Source organism: Pseudoalteromonas fenneropenaei, assembly GCF_042643375.1.
Lineage (GTDB): Bacteria > Pseudomonadota > Gammaproteobacteria > Enterobacterales > Alteromonadaceae > Pseudoalteromonas > Pseudoalteromonas fenneropenaei.
In genome coordinates this window covers 44,060-62,864 of sequence record NZ_JBHRSD010000027.1, presented here as the reverse complement: position 1 = coordinate 62,864, position 18,805 = coordinate 44,060, and the positions used below count along the sequence as shown (strand labels likewise).

18 protein-coding genes and 1 pseudogene are annotated in these 18,805 nt (G+C 45.1%); 15 read left to right on the top strand and 4 right to left on the bottom strand.

What is annotated here, in order from left to right; translation table 11 throughout:
- Nucleotides 1-70 precede the first annotated feature (70 nt).
- The 4 genes and pseudogenes from ACFOEE_RS14800 to ACFOEE_RS14785 all read left to right on the top strand — a co-directional run bounded on the left by ACFOEE_RS14800 (nucleotide 71) and on the right by ACFOEE_RS14785 (nucleotide 2,888).
- Nucleotides 71-703 (top strand): annotated as a pseudogene (locus ACFOEE_RS14800) (2OG-Fe dioxygenase family protein).
- A complete protein-coding gene (locus ACFOEE_RS14795; RefSeq protein ID WP_377125836.1) occupies nucleotides 703-1,785 on the top strand; it encodes a pyridoxal phosphate-dependent aminotransferase in 1,083 nt (360 codons plus the stop codon). The pseudogene ACFOEE_RS14800 and the gene ACFOEE_RS14795 overlap by 1 nt, the downstream one beginning before the upstream one ends.
- Nucleotides 1,786-1,855: 70 nt before the next feature.
- Nucleotides 1,856-2,563 carry an AzlC family ABC transporter permease gene (locus ACFOEE_RS14790; RefSeq protein WP_377125833.1) on the top strand — a complete coding sequence of 236 codons (708 nt, stop codon included), beginning with the start codon at nucleotides 1,856-1,858 and terminating at the stop codon, nucleotides 2,561-2,563.
- Complete coding sequence (locus tag ACFOEE_RS14785) at nucleotides 2,556-2,888, top strand: branched-chain amino acid transporter permease (protein ID WP_377125830.1); 333 nt, start codon at nucleotides 2,556-2,558, stop codon at nucleotides 2,886-2,888. Before ACFOEE_RS14790 ends, ACFOEE_RS14785 begins: the two co-directional genes overlap by 8 nt.
- Nucleotides 2,889-2,913: 25 nt before the next feature.
- Here ACFOEE_RS14785 and ACFOEE_RS14780 read toward each other — a convergent pair whose 3' ends face one another.
- Nucleotides 2,914-3,738, bottom strand: a complete 825-nt coding sequence (locus ACFOEE_RS14780; protein ID WP_377125827.1) for an AraC family transcriptional regulator — start codon at nucleotides 3,736-3,738, stop codon at nucleotides 2,914-2,916.
- 181 nt (nucleotides 3,739-3,919) lie between these two features.
- Here ACFOEE_RS14780 and ACFOEE_RS14775 point away from each other — a divergent pair, with 181 nt between their 5' ends.
- On the top strand, nucleotides 3,920-4,057 hold the full coding sequence (locus ACFOEE_RS14775; protein ID WP_377125824.1) for an ATP-binding protein: 138 nt from the start codon (nucleotides 3,920-3,922) through the stop codon (nucleotides 4,055-4,057).
- Between the two features lie 102 nt (nucleotides 4,058-4,159).
- On the opposite strand, the gene ACFOEE_RS14770 is transcribed toward ACFOEE_RS14775, so the two are convergent.
- From ACFOEE_RS14770 to ACFOEE_RS14760, 3 genes are read right to left on the bottom strand one after another with little or no spacing between them, the layout of a single operon-like run.
- Nucleotides 4,160-4,639 (bottom strand): FKBP-type peptidyl-prolyl cis-trans isomerase, encoded by a 480-nt coding sequence (locus ACFOEE_RS14770; protein ID WP_377125822.1) that lies wholly within the window; start codon nucleotides 4,637-4,639, stop codon nucleotides 4,160-4,162.
- Nucleotides 4,636-7,053: a Lon protease family protein gene (locus tag ACFOEE_RS14765; protein WP_377125819.1), complete on the bottom strand. Its 2,418-nt coding sequence runs from the start codon at nucleotides 7,051-7,053 to the stop codon at nucleotides 4,636-4,638. Before ACFOEE_RS14765 ends, ACFOEE_RS14770 begins: the two co-directional genes overlap by 4 nt.
- Before the next feature lie 44 nt (nucleotides 7,054-7,097).
- Entirely contained in the window at nucleotides 7,098-7,556 is a 459-nt protein-coding gene (locus ACFOEE_RS14760; RefSeq protein ID WP_377125816.1) for a zinc ribbon-containing protein, read from the bottom strand.
- Nucleotides 7,557-8,161: 605 nt separating this feature from the next.
- On the opposite strand from ACFOEE_RS14760, the gene leuS reads away from it, so the two are divergent.
- From leuS to ACFOEE_RS14710, 10 genes are read left to right on the top strand one after another with little or no spacing between them, the layout of a single operon-like run.
- Nucleotides 8,162-10,750 (top strand): leucine--tRNA ligase, encoded by a 2,589-nt coding sequence (gene leuS, locus ACFOEE_RS14755; protein WP_377125813.1) that lies wholly within the window; start codon nucleotides 8,162-8,164, stop codon nucleotides 10,748-10,750.
- 1 nt (nucleotide 10,751) lies between these two features.
- Entirely contained in the window at nucleotides 10,752-11,243 is a 492-nt protein-coding gene (locus ACFOEE_RS14750) for an LPS-assembly lipoprotein LptE (RefSeq protein WP_377125810.1), read from the top strand.
- A complete protein-coding gene (gene holA, locus ACFOEE_RS14745) occupies nucleotides 11,243-12,283 on the top strand; it encodes a DNA polymerase III subunit delta (RefSeq protein WP_377125807.1) in 1,041 nt (346 codons plus the stop codon). Before ACFOEE_RS14750 ends, holA begins: the two co-directional genes overlap by 1 nt.
- A complete protein-coding gene (gene nadD, locus ACFOEE_RS14740; RefSeq protein WP_377125804.1) occupies nucleotides 12,283-12,930 on the top strand; it encodes a nicotinate-nucleotide adenylyltransferase in 648 nt (215 codons plus the stop codon). The genes holA and nadD overlap by 1 nt, the downstream gene beginning before the upstream one ends.
- Nucleotides 12,931-12,963: 33 nt before the next feature.
- Nucleotides 12,964-13,281, top strand: coding sequence for a ribosome silencing factor (gene rsfS / locus ACFOEE_RS14735; protein WP_377125801.1), 318 nt, complete (start codon nucleotides 12,964-12,966; stop codon nucleotides 13,279-13,281).
- Nucleotides 13,282-13,284: 3 nt separating this feature from the next.
- On the top strand, nucleotides 13,285-13,755 hold the full coding sequence (gene rlmH, locus ACFOEE_RS14730) for a 23S rRNA (pseudouridine(1915)-N(3))-methyltransferase RlmH (RefSeq protein WP_377125798.1): 471 nt from the start codon (nucleotides 13,285-13,287) through the stop codon (nucleotides 13,753-13,755).
- A gap of 8 nt (nucleotides 13,756-13,763) precedes the next feature.
- Complete coding sequence (gene mrdA / locus ACFOEE_RS14725; protein WP_377125795.1) at nucleotides 13,764-15,635, top strand: penicillin-binding protein 2; 1,872 nt, start codon at nucleotides 13,764-13,766, stop codon at nucleotides 15,633-15,635.
- Nucleotides 15,632-16,738, top strand: a complete 1,107-nt coding sequence (gene rodA, locus ACFOEE_RS14720) for a rod shape-determining protein RodA (RefSeq protein WP_377125792.1) — start codon at nucleotides 15,632-15,634, stop codon at nucleotides 16,736-16,738. Before mrdA ends, rodA begins: the two co-directional genes overlap by 4 nt.
- Nucleotides 16,738-17,505 carry a septal ring lytic transglycosylase RlpA family protein gene (locus ACFOEE_RS14715; protein ID WP_377125789.1) on the top strand — a complete coding sequence of 256 codons (768 nt, stop codon included), beginning with the start codon at nucleotides 16,738-16,740 and terminating at the stop codon, nucleotides 17,503-17,505. Before rodA ends, ACFOEE_RS14715 begins: the two co-directional genes overlap by 1 nt.
- 46 nt (nucleotides 17,506-17,551) lie before the next feature.
- On the top strand, nucleotides 17,552-18,715 hold the full coding sequence (locus ACFOEE_RS14710; RefSeq protein WP_377125786.1) for a serine hydrolase: 1,164 nt from the start codon (nucleotides 17,552-17,554) through the stop codon (nucleotides 18,713-18,715).
- Nucleotides 18,716-18,805 lie beyond the last annotated feature (90 nt).

Genomic DNA, 18,805 nt, shown 5'->3' with positions numbered 1-18,805 from the left:
AAAAGCAGTATAAGATCATAAAATTATGTCAAGGTAAAGTTCATGATCTTGCCCTGTAGGATAAAGGAAGATGCTAAGTATAATCAATGCTCCTCAAGTGCCTAATTCACTTCTTCATGATACTTTCGATAATTTAAAAGCAGATGAATACCTAAAAGGCAATTATGTTTATCGGTATAGAGCATACGGAGTCGGGGAGTATAATAATAGAGAAGTAACTTGGTATAACGCGGGTAAGTTCTTTCAAACAAAAGAACTAAATAGTTATATGGATGGACAAGAAAGAGATTTTACACCTTTACAGAATGAAACTAAAGCTCACATAAATTAAATAATTAACACTGTTGTGAATAATAAAAAGATTCCACAAGGTAATTACTCAATAGGTTGTCACCAAATAAGAATTGTGGCTGAAGAAGGCGAAATTGGTTATCCAGCTCCGGAAGGCTTTCACCAAGATGGTTTTGATTATTTAGCGATTTATTGTGTTTCACTAAACAATGTCAATGGCGCGACTTCATTGATTTCCCCTCTCGAAGATGAGAACAGCATTTATGAACATAATTTACTGCCAGGAGAAATCATGGTCGTTAATGATAGGCAAGTGAAGCATTTTGCCACACCTATCACAACAAAGCTTCCGGGCTTAAAGGCAAAACGAGACATTTTCGTCATCACTTTTTCAAAAATTACGAGTTATTAATGGCTATTGCAAACTACACAATTCAAGAATGGCTTTTCAATGAAGCACATGGTCATTTTGACTATGACTTAGCAGAAAGTGGCGTTCAGTTTCAACACGTAAAAGACTTAACATTAAATGACGATTGGTGTTTAGATTATAGCGTAGACCGTGGCGATTTAGAGCTAAGAAATACAGTACTGTCTCAGTATACGAACCGTACAGATGAGTTGAGTAACCTCATTACACACGGTGCGCAAGAAGCACTGTATATTCTCTATAACTCATTGTTAGAACGAGGTGACCATGTTATTTGCACATTCCCTGGTTGGCAGCAAGCATGGGAAGTACCAAGAAATAAAGGGTGCGATGTTTCATTACTTGAGTGGTCACCAAGCACTGAGTTTCCAATAGATGAACTAATCAATAGTATTAGCGACAATACGAAACTGTTAATCCTAAATAGCCCTTGTAATCCAACAGGCGCGATTCTGAGTGAAAATGAGTGGGCAGAGATAATTAAAGTATGCGAATTGAAGGGGGTTTGGATAGTTAATGATGAAGAATACCTGCTCGACTTTACTCAATCTGTTGTGAACAAGTATGCAAAATCGGTCTCCATTTCTAGTTTGTCGAAAATTTATGGATTACCAGCGCTACGACTTGGATGGGCAGTGTCAAAGAACCAAGACCTTATTGAAGAAATGGTTAATTATAAGCGTTACACCACAGTTTCCAACTCTATGCTTCTTGAAAAATCGGCACTCTTAGTTCTTCAAGATAAAGATAAACACATTCAACGCTTCAAAAACTACATTGAAGCGGGACGACCAATATTAGACAAATTCGCTGAGTTAGCCTCACCTCACTTGTCTTTAGTTGCACCACAAAACACACCTTATGCTTGGTTCAATACGGCGGAGTATATTGATTCTAACGAACTGGCTAAGCAACTACTCAAGCAACATAAATTACTTGTCATGCCGGGTGAAGTGTTTGGGTCTAAAAATGGAGTAAGAATCACTTATGCCAGAGAAGAAGCTTTTCTAAAGCAGTGTCTAAACATGATTCTTGAAACATTAAATGTAGATCAAAAAATTTAATCAAGGGCAAGCTGGGTGGAGAACCAAACTCCGGCTTTCGTTTTCCATCCAGCTATATTAAAGCGAGGAAATGACATTGGATTTATCTAGTTTACTCAGAGTTTTTAAATTAACACTACCCGTTGCGACAGCATATGTCCCTTTAGGTCTAGCGCTCGGAGTCTTCATGGTTTCAAGTGGCATTGATTGGTATTGGGCTCCTATTTCTGCGCTAGTTATATTTGCTGGCTCAATCGAATTCTTGGTTGTCACTTTTATTATCTCTGGACAACCTCTAATAGCGGTGGCTTGGACTGCACTGATCGTGAATTTTAGGCATATTTTCTATGGTTTGTCCTTTCCACTAAAAAGTATGAAATCACGCTTGCAAAAGGCTTACGGTGTTTTTGCCTTAACTGATGAGACTTATGCAATTGTATGTGCAAGTAAGGGAAGGCCGTTGAGGGGTATAGACATTAGTTTACTGCAAGTGATTAGTCACGCATGGTGGGTTGGAGCTAGCTTCTTAGGTGCTGTATTAGGTTCATTATTGCCCGCAGAAGTTACAGGTTTTGAATTCGCCTTAACGGCAATGTTCATTGCACTTGCGGCAGATGCTGTCAGTAATGACTCAGATATGTCTTTGCTAACCTATGCAGCAATATCCTGCGTGTTTGGGGCGTTAATGGAGTTTTACATATTAAAGTCTTCTTTTTTAGGATCAGGCCTTATCTGTTATTTATTGCTCATCAGTAAAGACTATAAACAGGCTAAAATGGAGGTACCGCTTCATGAATAGCGGCTTGGAAATATTTTTCATTATCTCAACGGTCTCGGTTGTGACTGTTTTATTGAGGGTCATTCCGTTTATCGTCAAGGGCAAGCTCGCATCAAATCAATATCTGGAGTATATCGGGACTAAGATGCCAGTTGGAATCATGATATTGCTGGTTGCTTACACTTTTTTGCACATTGACTTCTCAACCGCCCCTTACGGTATCCCACAACTTGTTTCATCTTTAGTGGTTTTCCTAGCGTATTGGTTTAAAAGAAATGCACTGGTTGCGATAGGGATTGGTTTGGGTATTCATCTTTCTATTGTTAACTACGCGCTATTTGTATAAGCAGTTCCGAGTCAGCAAGAGGTGGTTACATTTCTACTTCTTGCTTTATTTTTCTAACCTCTACCGGCGTGTAGCCATAGTGTTTTTTGAGTAATCGATTAAAATGCGCTTGATCGGAATAGCCAAACTCGTGAGCTACTTCTTTAACCCGCTTACCTTTAAGCAATTCATTAAACGCGCTTTCTAACTTCATCTGCATAAAGAAGTTATATGGTGTTAATCCATATTGTTTTTTGAACTTCTTGATAAAGTAGAATTCAGACAAATTCATTCGAGTTGCCACGTCATGAATACTAATTTTCTCGCGAACTTTTTCGCGCATTAAGTCAATTTCATTATTGCCGTATACAGGTTTAGCAAATTCCTTGGGTATTGCGGCACTAGAATAGTCCAGTAGAGTAGAAAAAAAATCCCATCCCGTATCCGACACCCTTTGAGGTGAACTAGTTTCATTCCGAGATAGATCAAAGTACTTTAGAAACAATTCTGTAATTCTTGGGTCGAATACAGCAGCCGAATCGAAATGCAACAAGTTTGTGTGCTCAAGGCTTTTCATTTTCGCCACTTTCAACATGAATTCTGGCTTTATACGCATGTTTTTGATGGATATTAATTCGCTCCCCCCACCACAATGAACCACTTCTGGATTTATAATACATAATTGGTTTTCACTATAGTAACGCTTCACGTTACCGACATGCAGCTTTAGTACCCCAGATGTCACCAAAGTAATGTCATAATCTAAATGGAAGTGTGGTGAGCACTCTTGAGAAAGATTTTTAGCTTGAGAAGTCATCACATCAGGAAAGATAGGGTTTATATTAAAATCTGAATACTTCAAGGTGCTCATAGTTACTCCTTTTCCAAGAGCGTTATTTCCGATTTTAATGCAATAAATCCAACTTATGCAAATGTAGTGTCAGGTCATTCAGCAATTGCTCGATAACACACTACAACATGGTTTTAGTGTCCATCCGCAAACACACCATGTGGTTGAGATAAGCTAAATTGTCGGTCAAAAATATATTGAAGTGAGCACCAGTGACAATGGTCAAGGTATAGCGCCAGTACAGTTAGCACATATTTTTGAACCGTTTTACACCACGGCAAGGCACAGTGGAAAAACCGGACTAGGATTAGCTTTTGCAAACAACTTAGTGGTTAAGTAGCTCCACGGCACTTTGCGCGCAAACTCAGTGCCAGAGCAAGGTAGCTGCTTTACCATCCGCCTACCGCTAGCCTATATGGCGATTTCGGCGTAACTGGCGGAGTTACAACACCGCTAGTAGTTCAACTTCAAATATTAACAGTGAACCTGGAGCGATAGCGCCCGCAGCGCGGTCGCCATACGCCAACTCGGCTGGAATATAAAAGCGAAATTTTTCACCCACTTTCATCAATTGTAAGCCTTCGGTCCAACCGGCAATCACTTGCGATAACTTAAATGAGATCGGCTCACCACGGTTTACTGAACTGTCAAATACTGCACCTGACAGCAAAGTGCCATGGTAATGCACTTTAACTTCGCTGCCTGCCGTTGGGCTTTGGCCGCTTTCAACGGCACTCAGCACCTGATATTGCAACCCACTTGGTAAGCTTACCACATCTGGCAAAGTTGCATTATGGGCTAAAAATTGCTGTGCCGCTTCGCGGTTTTGCAGCGCCACTTGTTTATTCTTCTGACCGGTGCGAATAATGCCAAACACCAACAGTATGATTAAACCGAGTAACGCGAGATTGAGCACACTCATGACACTTCCTTATCATCTTTTTCGTCTTTGTCTTCGTCATCACCATTCACCACCGCAGCAATGCGAGCGAGGCGCGCCAAAGCTAAGCCATTGATCGACTCTTCAGGATATTCGCCATCTTCAAGTTCACCAGCGGGTTGGCCCATCAATAAACTCAGCGCTTCGTCCACATCCGACACCGGATAAATATGGAACTTACCGTCCGTGACTGCTTGCACAACTTCGTCGTCCAGTACTAAGTTAATACAGTTGGAGCGCGGAATAATCACCCCTTGAGTACCTGTCAGGCCACGCAGCTTGCAAAGTTTGAAAAAACCCTCGATCTTTTCATTCACGCCACCAATTGCCTGAACTTCACCATGCTGATTAATTGAGCCTGTGAGTGCTATGTTTTGCTTGATTGGTAGCTGAGTAATCGCAGAGATCAGCGCACAGAGCTCAGCCAACGAGGCACTATCACCGTCGATATAACCATAGTTTTGCTCAATCGCGATATTGGCACTTAGCGTTAAACTAAAGTTTTGCGCATAGCGATTACCTAAGTAACCAGTCAGCAGCATCACGCCTTTGGAGTGAATGGACTTGCCTAAATCCGCTTCACGTTCAACGTCAATAACACCATCTGAGCCTGCATAAACCGTAGCTGTAATACGTGCCGGTGTACCAAATGCAGTATCACCGATATGGAGCACAGTTAAACCATTGACCTTAGCAATCGCTTCGCCTGAGGTTGCGATTAAGGTATGCCCTTCTTGCATGTCATCAAGCATGTTTTCACTGAGCTGACCTGTGCGATATTGCTTGCCCGCAATGGCCTCGTCGATATGCACTGCTTGAATATCCTGACTTTGATCTTGACGTGCGTAGAAACTCGCCTCAGCTACCAATTCTAATACATCCGCAAAGCGCGCAGAGAGTTTGGTTTGGTGCTCAGCCTGACGGTAACTGAACTTCAATAAGCGCACCATAGCCTCGCTACTAATGCCAAGCTGTAATGTGGTTTGGCAATATTCCATCACTTTAGTAATGAACTGATATTGCACTTTGTCCGTACCCGGCAAGTAGTAATCAAAATCCGCCAAAACGCGGAATAACTCACCAAATTCTTCGTCGTATTCACCTATGGTGTAATACAAATCGCGTGAGCCAAGTAAGATGATTTTCACATCTAAAGGGATCAGCTGTGGGCGTAGTGTAAAGCTGCTGCCTACTGAAGAATCTTGGTACGGTAAATCTGCTTTGATCTGCTTGGTTTTTAACGAGAGTTTTAAGCCATCCCAAACTTGCGAATTAGCTAGCACTTTTTCCGCATCCATGATCAGATAACCACCATTGGCGCGATGCAAAGCACCAGCCTGAATCGAGCGGTAACTGGTGATCAAAGTGCCTTGCGCAGTGGCATATTCCACTTTACCAAAAATATTGCCAAACGTTGGATTGGGCTCGTACACCACAGGCGCGGGGTCGTCTTCTTTATATTCCACCAAAATATTGGGAGCAAAGTAGTCGCTTAGCATGCCTTTGGCGTCAAAATCGTCTTTGTTTTCATCGTTGCTGTTACTGTCGTCCAGCCAATCCAGCACCGCATCCACAATTTCTGTTCTTAAATCTTTAAGGTAACGTAGCACCCCAAGACTGCTAGCATATTTATGCTCAAGGGCTTTTAGCAGTGGTTTTGTGGCGGTTTCTATGGTCGACTTTTTCAGATTACGCAGTTTTTCTGACGATTCGCGTTTCCATCGCGGCAACTCTATTAACGCTTCATTGAGTGCATCTTCGAGCACTTCAATGGCAGTAAAAAACTCCGCCTGCACATGTTCGTCAAGCTCAGCAAATTCCGCATCATTAAGTTGCTTGCCGTCTACCACAGGGGCAAATACCACCATGCCGTTATCTTCTAGCAATGCCACACTTTTTTCTGCCGCCAGCTGGTCAACTGCGGACATAGCTGCGTCGTATTTATTATCAAAATCGCGGTCGATGGCTTTTTTCTTACGTTGATAACCTGGATTGTCGAATGCAGCAGGGAAAGTGTCGACCACTTCGTCGAGCAACTCGTCTACATCATCAGCAAGTTGGCGACTTTGCCCGGCATTTAAAAACAGCGCGATGGGTTCACGGTGATCGTCATAATTATTGACATACAGCCATTCTTTTGGGGTCACGCGCGTTTTACTGTGGGCTTCAAGTTTGTCTTTAACCATAGTAAAACGACCAAGAGCCGCTTCCCCCATGACGTACATGTTGTAGCCCGGTAAGTGCATACCCAAAGCAAAATCCATCGCGGTTTGAGCGCGTTGCTGACCGATAAAAGGCAGAGAGTCAGGATAAGGATTGGTCATGCTATTTTCGACGTGCGCAAGAGACACCTGAGGCGAAAGGCCTGCGGGTTCTAAAGGCTTGATTTTTATCATTGTAAACTTCTTAATCGACAAAGAAACAGGGCTAGAGGCCCGAGTTAAGGATGTAACGCCTTGCGAATAAACTCTTCACCGCCACACTCGTTACATGGCAATATCGCTTGGGCATAATATACATCATGGCAATGTCCGCAATTCTTACATACTAATTGCCCTAACGCTATCGCCTCACCGGCTTTATATTTACCTTGGTGTTGGAAATCGCCTTGCAGCGCTTGCCACTCAAGTTGAGTGCGGTCTTCAAGTTGCGCCAATTCGTACCAAATGGTATCACGCAGCTCCTGCAGTGCTATCTCGTTATACTCTTGATGGTGTTGTTTGAAATGCGCAAAATCGCGTTTGAGGTAGTCACTATAGAGCTGCAATTTGTCTTCCGACAATTGCTGTAAGGCTTGCTGGTAGGCGATAAACTTTACTATCAGCTGCTTCACTTCATGCTCATTTACGTCCTGAAGCCACGCTGCAAATTGTTTGAGTAAGCCTTGATAATCTGCCATTGCTTAGTCCCCTTACTTTTGCCCACTGATGCTATAGGTTTAGTTGTTTTTGCCGTAAAAAACAACCTAGAGAGAAATGAAAAAGTACTAAAGAATAACTAGTTGCAGAAAAATAGTGGCATTACCGCAAGGATTAAAGCAGCACCTTTGAAGCTCCAAAATAAGCTCAGCAAGTACGAATTCAGCGGCTTAAGTACTAGAGCGCAATAATTCCTGATATCAAGCTGTGCAGTTATGCACGAGACAAGTAAAAAGCGAGGCGATAACCAAGGTAGCTGTACAAACACAACCTTCAATCCTTGTGAAGACCGGCATGTCTTTTCCTTATCACAGCACTTCGTTTGTCGCAGCGCCTTGGTATCTTGAAACCAATATATCACACCAATTTCACAGATAAAGCCAACATGGTTAACCAATGTAAACGAAGGCGTTTACTCGGTCCCTGACTTGAAGTGAATTAACTAACAAACTCTGACATTTTTAACTCTGAAGTACACGAAGCGTATTTCTCTGACAAAATCCCGTCCAAGCGCTGTGATCTGCGAATCATTTCGGGTATGCTTAGCGCAATTTTCGTTTAATTTGCTGGAAGTCTGGAAACATCAATGCAAGAGCAATATAACCCACGCGAGATAGAGCAAAAAGTTCAAGCTTATTGGGAAGCAAACAAGTCATTTAAAGTCGTTGAAGACGAAAACAAAGAAAAGTACTACTGTCTGTCAATGTTCCCTTACCCAAGCGGCCGTCTGCACATGGGTCACGTCCGTAACTACACCATAGGTGACGTGGTTTCGCGTTACCACCGTCTGCAAGGCAAAAACGTCATGCAGCCAATGGGATGGGACGCTTTTGGTCTTCCAGCTGAAAACGCTGCTATCAAAAACAATACCGCGCCAGCAAAATGGACCTATGAAAATATTGCTTACATGCGTAACCAATTAAAGCAACTTGGCTTTGGTTATGACTGGGACCGCGAAATTGCGACTTGCCATCCAGAATACTACAAATGGGAACAATGGTTTTTCACTAAGTTGTACGAAAAAGGCTTAGTTTACAAGAAAATGGCTACCGTCAACTGGGACCCTGTTGACCAAACTGTACTAGCTAATGAGCAAGTTATCGACGGTCGCGGCTGGCGCTCTGGCGCTTTGGTTGAGCAAAAAGAAATCCCACAATGGTTTATCAAAATCACTGACTACGCGCAGGAATTGCTTGACGATTTAGACAAGTTAGATCACTGGCCTGAGCAAGTGAAGACCATGCAACGTAACTGGATTGGTCGCTCTGAAGGCTTAGAAATCGATTTTAAACGCGCTGATAACGGCGAAACTTTCACAGTTTACACCACTCGCCCAGATACCTTTATGGGTGTCACTTATGTGGCTGTGGCAGCAGGCCACCCAATTGCCCAAGAAGCCGCAAAAACCCGTGACGCAGTAGCTCGCTTTGTTGACGAATGTAAAAACAACAAAGTTGCCGAAGCTGACATGGCGACGATGGAGAAAAAAGGCATCGCCACTGGCTTTAGCGCTATTCACCCATTAACTGGCAAAGAAGTACCAATTTGGGTTGCTAACTTTGTGTTGATGGATTACGGCTCAGGTGCAGTAATGGCAGTACCAGGTCACGACCAACGTGACTTTGAATTCGCAACCGCATACGGCCTTGATATCAAACAAGTTATCGCACCAGCGGCGGGGGTTGACGCTGTGGTTGATTTAGACGTTGCGGCTTACACTGAAAAAGGTGTGCTAGTAAACTCAGGTGAGTTTGACGGTCTTGATTTCCAGCAAGCCTTCAATGCCATTGCCACTAAACTTGAAGGTTTAGGCGCCGGCAAACGTAAAGTAAACTTCCGTCTACGTGACTGGGGCGTGAGCCGTCAACGTTATTGGGGTTCACCAATCCCAATGCTGAACACGGCGGATGGTAAAGAGCTTGCTGCACCAGCAGAAATGCTACCAGTACGCTTACCAGAAGACGTCGTGATGAATGGTGTAACTTCGCCAATTAAAGCTGACCCAGAGTGGGCAAAAACGACGTTAAATGGCGAAACGGTATTCCACGAAACGGATACTTTTGACACCTTTATGGAGTCTTCTTGGTACTACGCGCGTTACTGTAGCCCACGTTACGATGAAGGCATGTTAGAGCCAGGCGCAGCAAATTACTGGCTACCAGTAAACCAATATATCGGTGGTATCGAACACGCGATCCTGCATTTATTGTATGCGCGTTTCTTCCACAAATTACTGCGTGATTTCGGTCTAGTTACGTCAGATGAGCCATTTGAGCGCTTACTGTGCCAAGGTATGGTTCTAGCTGAGACTTTCTATCGTAAAGACGAGAAAGGTGGTGATATTTGGATTGCGCCAACTGATGTTGCCACTGAAACTGACGACAAAGGCCGTATTATCAAAGCATGGCACAAAGTCGATGGTGAACCTGTGCAATCTGCTGGTATGGCGAAAATGTCGAAGTCGAAAAACAACGGTATCGACCCACAAGTGGTTATCGACCAATACGGTGCTGACACCGTGCGTTTGTTTATGATGTTTACTGCGCCGCCAGAGCAAACGCTAGAATGGTCTGACTCAGGTGTTGAAGGTGCACATCGTTTCTTAAAACGTATTTGGAAATACGCTGCAGACGTTAAAGCGGCTGGCACTGCAAGCTTAGATATCACGGCATTAACCAGCGAGCAAAAAGTGCTACGCCGTGAAATTCACAAGACCATCGCCAAAGTGACGGACGACCTTGAACGTCGCCAAACGTTCAACACCGCCATCGCAGCGATTATGGAGTTGTCGAACAAGCTCACTAAAGCACCTTTGACTGAAGCACAAGACATCGCGCTTGCCAATGAAGCGTTAGAAGCGCTGATTATTATGCTTGCGCCGATTGCGCCACATATGAGCCATGAATTATGGCAATTATTGGGTAAAGGCGATGACGTACTGAATGCCCGCTGGCCACAAGTGGATTCTTCTGCCCTGGTTGAAGACGAGAAGCTTATCGTAGTGCAAGTCAACGGTAAGCTACGTGCGAAAATCACCGTGGCGGCTGACGCTAGCCAAGAGCAAGTTGAGAAACTGGCTTTTGCGGATGAAAACGTCACTAAGTTCACCGATGGTCTAACTATCCGCAAAGTGGTTTACGTTGCGGGCAAACTGTTAAACGTGGTGGTAGGCTAAGATGTCATCTTGGCCTAAACTCAGCTCAGCGCTTTTTGCGCTGGGCTGTGTGCTACTGAGCAGCTGTGGCTTTCAGTTAAAAAAAGCCTCGTATATTCCGGATGACTTAAAACAGCTGGTACTACATGCCGAAGATGAACGCTCTGCTTTGTATATGCAGCTGCAGTCGGATTTAGCGCGCGCGCAAGTCACCTTATTGACTGAAGATAACGCTGAGGCATCGCAACTGATCCTACTCAAAGACAGTTTGGAGCGACAAACACTGAGCCTATTTAAAAATGGCCAAGTTGCTCAGTATGAATTGGCGTACAGTGTCAGCTATCAAGTTATTCGCAGAGGTCAGGAGCCGATTGAACAGCGTTTTGAGCTGTATCGTAACTATCAGGATGACCCTAACAACGCGCTAGCAAAATCTAAAGAACTAGAACTTTTGCTCAGTGAACTGCGCAGGCAAGCCAGTCAACGTATCATTCGTCAGTTATCTTTATTGTAATGCGGTACTACGCTAACCAATTAGCCTCTCAATTACAAAAGTCCCTAGCGCCGTTTTACTTGGTGTTTGGCGAAGAGCCTTTTCAGGAGCAGCAGTGCGTCGATGCGATTCGCGCCCATGCCAAGCAGCAAGGATTTGATGAAGTCGTCAAATTTGCGGTGTTGCCCGGCTTTGACTGGCAAAATGTGGTGGCGCAGTATTTCAGTATGTCGCTGTTTAGTGCCCGCACTTTAATCGAAATCGACTTAAACCAACAAAAACCGGCGGCCAATGGCGCACAAGTACTGAAAACCCTCAGTGAACAGATTAACCCTGACGTGGTGTTAGTACTGAAAAACCTCCCAGCAGGGCAAGATGTACAACGCAGTGCGTGGTTTAAAGCGCTTGATGGACAAGGAGCCTTTGTACCATGCTATCCGCTGACCGGGACTCATTTACGGCGCTGGTTAGACGAACAATGCCAACGCTTACGTTTAAACCTTGCCGCGCCAGCCAAAAACCGCCTGTTAGAAGCCACAGAAGGGAATTTGCTCGCGTGCCATCAAGAGCTGGAAAAACTCTCGCTGCTGTTTGGTCAAACACAAATTCATGAGCAAACAGTCCTGCAAGGCCTTCTCAACCAAGCCAAGTTTGATATTTTTGACTTAAGTGCAGCACTGCTCCACGGCAATGCCAAGCAAGTGTGCAAAATCATCAATAAGTTGGCCAGCGACAACAGTGAACCTATGGGTTTAGTGTGGGCACTACAAAAAGAAGCGCAATTGCTGCAAGACTTACAGTTCGGTCAACGCGAAGGCAAAGACTGGCAAACTTTGTGTAAGCAACATAATATTTGGAAAAATCAGCAAGCGCCTGTGCAACAAGCGATGCAAAGATTGACCAACCATGACCTTGAGCAAATCTTATTAGCGCTCGCAGATTTTGACCGCGCTTTCAAGCAACAAGCTATGGTGGCTCCGTATCAAGCATTGCTGCATATCGCGCTATTATTTTGCACCCGTTTACCCTTTGCGTTACCTTTCACTGAGGATAGTGACTGATGCAGGTGATCTTCGGCGGCACGTTTGATCCAGTGCATAGCGGCCATCTAAATATGGCCACGTCTGCACTATCGCAATTGCAAGCCGAACATCTCTACTTTATGCCCTGCGCAATCCCTGTGCATAAAGCGCGCCCGGGTGTTGCTGATGCCCACCGTATCGCCATGCTCAAGCTCGCGATTGCTGAGCATCCTGAGTTTTTGCTTGATACTCGCGAACTAGAGCGCACCGAGCCGTCCTATTCACTGCTCAGTATGCAAGAATGGCGCAAAGACAGACCAACCGAGCCACTGGTATTTTTACTCGGTATGGACTCATTTAACCAACTTCATCGTTGGTATCATTGGCAACAATTGGTTGCACTATGCCATATTGTGGTTTATCAGCGTCCAGGCGATGTATTTGCACCAAGTGCCGAACTGCAAGCCTATTTGGCCGCGGCAGAAGTCACTGAGCCAAACCAATTACACCAGCAAGCGGGTGGCTTGTGTTACTTTATGGCTGGCCCCACCTTTGATGTTTCATCAAGCCAAATCCGCGCTTTGTTACAGCAAGGCCGAAGAAATGAACTCGCACTGCCAACGGCAGTCTTAAGCTATATCACAGAACACCAGCTCTACGCTGGCGAAACGGGTTTCCCGTGTTAAAATGCCCTATTAATTGCAAGAAGAGAAACAACATTGGAATCGCAACAACTACTTGATTTTGCCTTTGATAAAGTCGATGACATGAAAGCCAAGGACATAGTCCAACTGGATGTCCGTGGTAAATCTAGCGTCACCGATTTTCTACTCATTTGTACTGGTACGTCAAAACGTCACGTCCAATCTATCGCCGATCACGTCGCTAAAGAAGCGCGCCACGCTGGTGAAACTCCCCTTGGTCAAGAAGGTCAAGATGTCGGTGAATGGGTCTTAGTTGACTTGGGTGATGTGGTGGTTCATGTGATGCAAGACCAAACTCGCCAACTTTATGAATTAGAGAAGCTTTGGAGCTAAAGTTTGAAGATCCAGCTTATCGCCGTTGGCACTAAAATGCCCGCTTGGGTGGAAGTCGGTTTTAAGGAATATCAGCGCCGTTTCCCAAAAGATATGCAGCTTGAGTTGCTCGAAATTCCGGCGGGAAAGCGCGGAAAAAACGCCGACATCAAGCGCATTTTACAACTTGAAGGGGAAAAAACCCTTGCTGCCATTCCTAAAGGTAACCGCATTGTCACCTTAGAAGTGTTAGGCAAAGCGTGGGATACTCATGAGCTTGCTGGTCACATGCAAAAGTGGCAGCATGATGGTCGTGATGTCAGCTTGCTCGTCGGTGGCCCAGAAGGACTCGCTCCAGAATGTATTGCTGCATCGGAGCAAAAATGGTCGTTGTCTAACCTCACTTTGCCGCATCCATTAGTGCGAATTATTGTTGCCGAAAGCCTTTACCGTGCCTGGAGCGTCAATAACAACCACCCATATCACAGGGAATAGTCGAAAAGATGCCAAAACGCCGCCCCGCCATACGTGACCACTCTGCGGAAGCAAATTTGTTCGCGCGCCGCGCGTTTGTCAGCTTTGTGTTCGTAACTATTTTGGTGGCGGTGCTGGCGTATAACATCTACGACTTGCAAGTTCAGCAATACGAAACTTATTCCACGCGCTCGGACGATAACCGTATCAAGGTTATTCCGGTGGCGCCAAACCGGGGTCTTATCTATGACCGCAATGGCGTGCTATTGGCCGAGAATCGTCCTGTTTATAATCTCGAAGTCGTGCCGGAAGAAGTTAAAGATCTCAATAGCTCGCTCGACGCAGTAGCCAAGTTAATTGATATTAGCGACCAGCAACGCGAAGAGTTTTTAAACGACATTCGCCATAATCGCCGTTTTAAAAGTCAGGTTTTAAAAGCGCGTTTAAACGAACAAGAAGTCGCGATATTTTCAGTTAACCAGCATAAATTTCCAGGCTTTAGTGTTGAAGCTCGCCTCACGCGCTATTACCCATTCGGTGACACCCTCACCCACGCCCTTGGTTATGTCTCTAAGCTCAATAAGAAAGAGCTCAATGAGCTTGAAATGGCTGGTCGCGATACGAACTACCGCGCTACCTATGACATCGGCAAACTTGGCATTGAGAAGTACTACGAAGAAGCACTGCACGGCATCGTTGGTTCGCAGCGGGTCGAAGTCAATAACCGCGGACGTATCATTCGTACCTTAGAATTTAGCCCACCCCAACCGGGGAAAGACCTTATTCTCACTTTGGACATTGGCCTACAGCAAATTGCCCAGCATGCACTCAAAGACACCCGCGGCGCCGTGGTGGCTATGGATGCTCGCGATGGCGGGATCTTGGCTATGTATTCCAACCCCAGCTATGACCCTAACCTGTTTGTCCACGGTATTAGCGGTAAAGATTATCGCGCCTTGCTCAATGCCGACAAACCACTCATCAACCGCGTCACGCAAGGTCGTTACGCGCCAGCTTCGACCATTAAACCTCATATGGCCATTTTAGGGTTAGAAGAAGGTTTAGTGACTGAACATACCCAAATGTTCGACCCCGGTTTTTTCAAAATTCCTAATGTTGACCACCGCTGGCGTGACTGGAAGCGCTGGGGACATGGCAAAGTAGATGTGTTTAAAGCCATTGAAGAATCTTGCGATACATTTTTCTATGATATCGCGCATCGGCTTGGCATCACCAAAATCAGCGACTTTATGAGCCAGTTTGGCTTTGGCGAATTGTCAGGCATAGATATTTATGAAGAAACCACTGCCATTTTGCCCAGTGTCGAGTGGAAGCGCGACCGCTACAAAGAAAACTGGTGGGCAGGCGACACAATTTCCGTTGGCATCGGCCAAGGTTACTGGACGGCAACGCCATTGCAAATTGTCAACGCCATGACCATTTTGGTTAACCGTGGCGCTTATCTACAACCGCATTTAGTCCAAGTTGCACGGCAAGACTCCAGTGTTGAGCAGTTATTCACCGAAGAAAAACCGCCAGTCCAGCTGAAAAATCCACACCATTGGCAAATTGCGCTTGATGCCATGCACAATACCGTACAAAAGAAAAATGGCACTGCACATAAAGCGTTTGCTGGCAGCACTTATGATGCTGCCGGCAAAACAGGCACAGCGCAGCTCGTCAGTATTGCTCAAGGTGAGCGCTATGACGCTGAAAAGCTGCAAGAGCGGCATCGCGATAACGCTATTTATATCGGCTTTGCCCCCTTCGATAACCCGCAAATCGTTGTTGCTGTGGTGGTCGAAAACCAAGGTGGTGGTAGCTCTGTGGCTGCGCCAATTGCCCGCCAAGTGATGGACTATTACTTTTCTGCTAATCCATTGGAAGGGGCACAGCCATGACCGAATTACAAAACCGTCGTTCAATCTGGCAACGTTTGCACCTAGACTTACCGCTGCTATTAGCCCTACTGGTGATGATGGTCGGCAGTTTAACCATAGTGTACAGCGCCAGCGGCCAAGATATGGATATGATGATGCGCCATACTACCCGTATGGGCGGAGCGTTACTGGCGATGTTCTTCCTCGCGCAAATACCGCCCAATACGCTCAAACGGGTCGTTATACCCATCTATTTGATAGGACTTATGATGCTAGTGGCAGTGCTCGTTGTGGGCGTCAGTTCAAAAGGTGCGCAGCGCTGGTTAAACCTTGGCTTTACCCGTTTTCAGCCGTCTGAAATCATGAAACTTGCCGTGCCTATGATGGTGGCTTGGTACATTGGCCGCAGCCAACTGCCACCCAAAGCTTGGCAATTATTGATAGGCTTTGCCATCGTAATGGCGCCGACTATTTTAATTAAAGAGCAGCCGGACCTTGGTACATCAATACTGATTGCCAGCTCAGGGATTTTTGTGCTGTTTTTATCCGGGCTTAGTTGGCGCTTTATCGGCACTTCTTTGGTACTCGCTGTGCCCGCTGGTTATTTACTGTGGCACTATGGCATGCACCAATATCAAAAGCAGCGCGTGCTGACGTTTTTAAACCCTGAGAGCGATCCGCTCGGCACCGGTTATCATATTATTCAGTCTAAAATCTCGATTGGCTCGGGCGGTATTGAAGGCAAGGGTTGGTTGCAAGGGACGCAATCACAGTTAGAGTTTCTTCCAGAACGCCATACCGATTTTATTTTCTCGGTGCTAAGTGAAGAGTTTGGCTTGGTTGGCGTTGTGCTGCTGCTTTGTATGTATTTATTTATTATTGCGCGTGGGCTCTATATTGCTGTTAATGCACAAGATGCCTTTGGTAAACTATTGGCGGGCGCTTTGACTTTGACGTTTTTTGTTTATGTTTTCGTCAATATTGGCATGGTGTCAGGTTTACTTCCTGTAGTTGGGGTTCCTCTACCGCTTATCAGTTATGGTGGCACATCCATGGTTACACTGATGGCGGGGTTTGGGATCATTATGGCGGTCGCAACAGAAAAGAAAATGCTTTTAAAATAATGAAGAACATCAAAACCTTAATTCTCACTTTAAGCTTAGCAGCTGGCCTTGCTGGATGTAGTAGCCCAAGCCGTTACCACATTCGCCAAGATGCGGCGCCGCTGCGCTCACCTACTGTGTTGGAAATGCAAGATGCCTTGGTCACTAACGAGCGCAAAAGTGCTGCGGCTGGGCGCCAATATACGGTACTTGGTAAAACTTATACGCCAATGAAAAGCGAACAAGGTTATCAAGCCGAAGGAATTGCTTCTTGGTACGGTCGTAAATTTCATGGCTATTACACCTCAAACGGCGAAGTGTTTAATATGTTCGCCATGACAGCAGCACACAAAACCTTGCCTCTGCCGAGTTTTGTTAAGGTCACCAACCTTGAAAACGGTAAATCTGCGATAGTCCGAGTGAATGACCGCGGGCCATTTCACGACGACCGCATTATCGACTTATCGTACGCTGCAGCGTACAAACTCGGCTATTATCATAATGGTACAGCGCGAGTTAAGATTGAAGCGATTACACTGGATGAACCAGCGCCGCGCTTCACTTATATGCAAGTTGCAGCCTCTTCACAACTGAATAATATTCGAGCATTAGGTGATGCGCTCAGCAAACAATATCGCCTTGCACACAATATTAGTGAGGAAAAAGGCCTATATAAGTTACGATTAGGCCCGATTGCCTCCGATGAAGACGCTGAAAAACTATTAAATGAGCTCAGAAGTGGCCAATTTAATCGTGCTTTCTTGCTTTATAGCGAAAAGCAACTTTAGAATAAGACGTCATTTAAGATTAACGACCAATAAAATTACGAGTGTAATGACAGTGTTGAAACCCACCTTAGTCAAAAAAATCTGTGGTATTGCGTTAGGTGCTACAGTGTTTTCCGCTTCGGCGCAAATTTTACCTGCGCCGCCTCAAGTCAATGCCAAAGGCTATATCCTAGTCGACTTTACTACTGGTAAAGTGCTGGCCGAAGGTAACGCTGACGACAAGTTGGCACCGGCTAGTTTAACCAAGATGATGACCAGTTATGTGATTGGCACTGAGATTTTGGCAGGTAACATTGCCCCAACAGACATGGTCACAGTGAGTAAGAATGCTTGGGCGAAAAACTTCCCAGACTCATCAAAAATGTTTATCGAGGTTGGTAAACAAGTATCTGTCGATGAGCTTAACCGCGGTGTTATCATTCAATCTGGTAACGACGCGTGCGTCGCCTTAGCTGAGCATATTGCAGGTACTGAAAACGCCTTTGCAGATCTCATGAATGCGCACGCTGAAAAGCTCGGCATGACCAACAGCCATTTTATCAATAGCCACGGCCTAGATACTAACGAGCATTATACAACAGCTCGCGATATGGCAACGTTAGGGGCAGCACTTATTCGTGATGTGCCTGATGAATATGCCATCTACAAAGAAAAGTCTTTTACTTTCAATGGTATTAAGCAGTATAACCGCAACTCATTATTGTGGGACGCAAGCTTAGATGTTGACGGCATTAAAACCGGCCACACTTCAGAAGCTGGCTATAGCTTAGTAAGCTCAGCTACCAAAGACGATATGCGTTTAATCGCCGTAGTAATGGGTGCAGAAAGCGAGCGCGCTCGTAAAGACGAAAGTAAAAAGCTGCTAAATTACGGCTTCCGCTTCTTTGAAACCATCACCCCTTATAAAGCCGGTGATAGTTTTGCCAAACAACGTATTTGGATGGGTGATAAAGAAGAGGTTTCTTTGGGGATTTTACAAGATACCCCTATTACTATCCCACGTGGTCAGCGTAAAGATTTAGCCGCGACTTTTGAGCTAGACAAAACCTTAGAAGCACCTCTTGCTAAGGGTAGCAAAGTCGGCACGTTATTCTTACAGCTAGACGGTGAAGAAATTGCTCGTTACCCGTTAGTTACCTTGGAAGAAGTCGGTGAAGGCAGCTTCTTTGGCAAGATCTATGACTATTTACGTTTACAGATCATGCAATAACCACAACTTCAGGTCTTACCTTAACGCCCCTACTTTTTGGGGCGTTTTTTTTTGCTACAAAAATGGTAAAATGCCGGACAATTCCGTCAT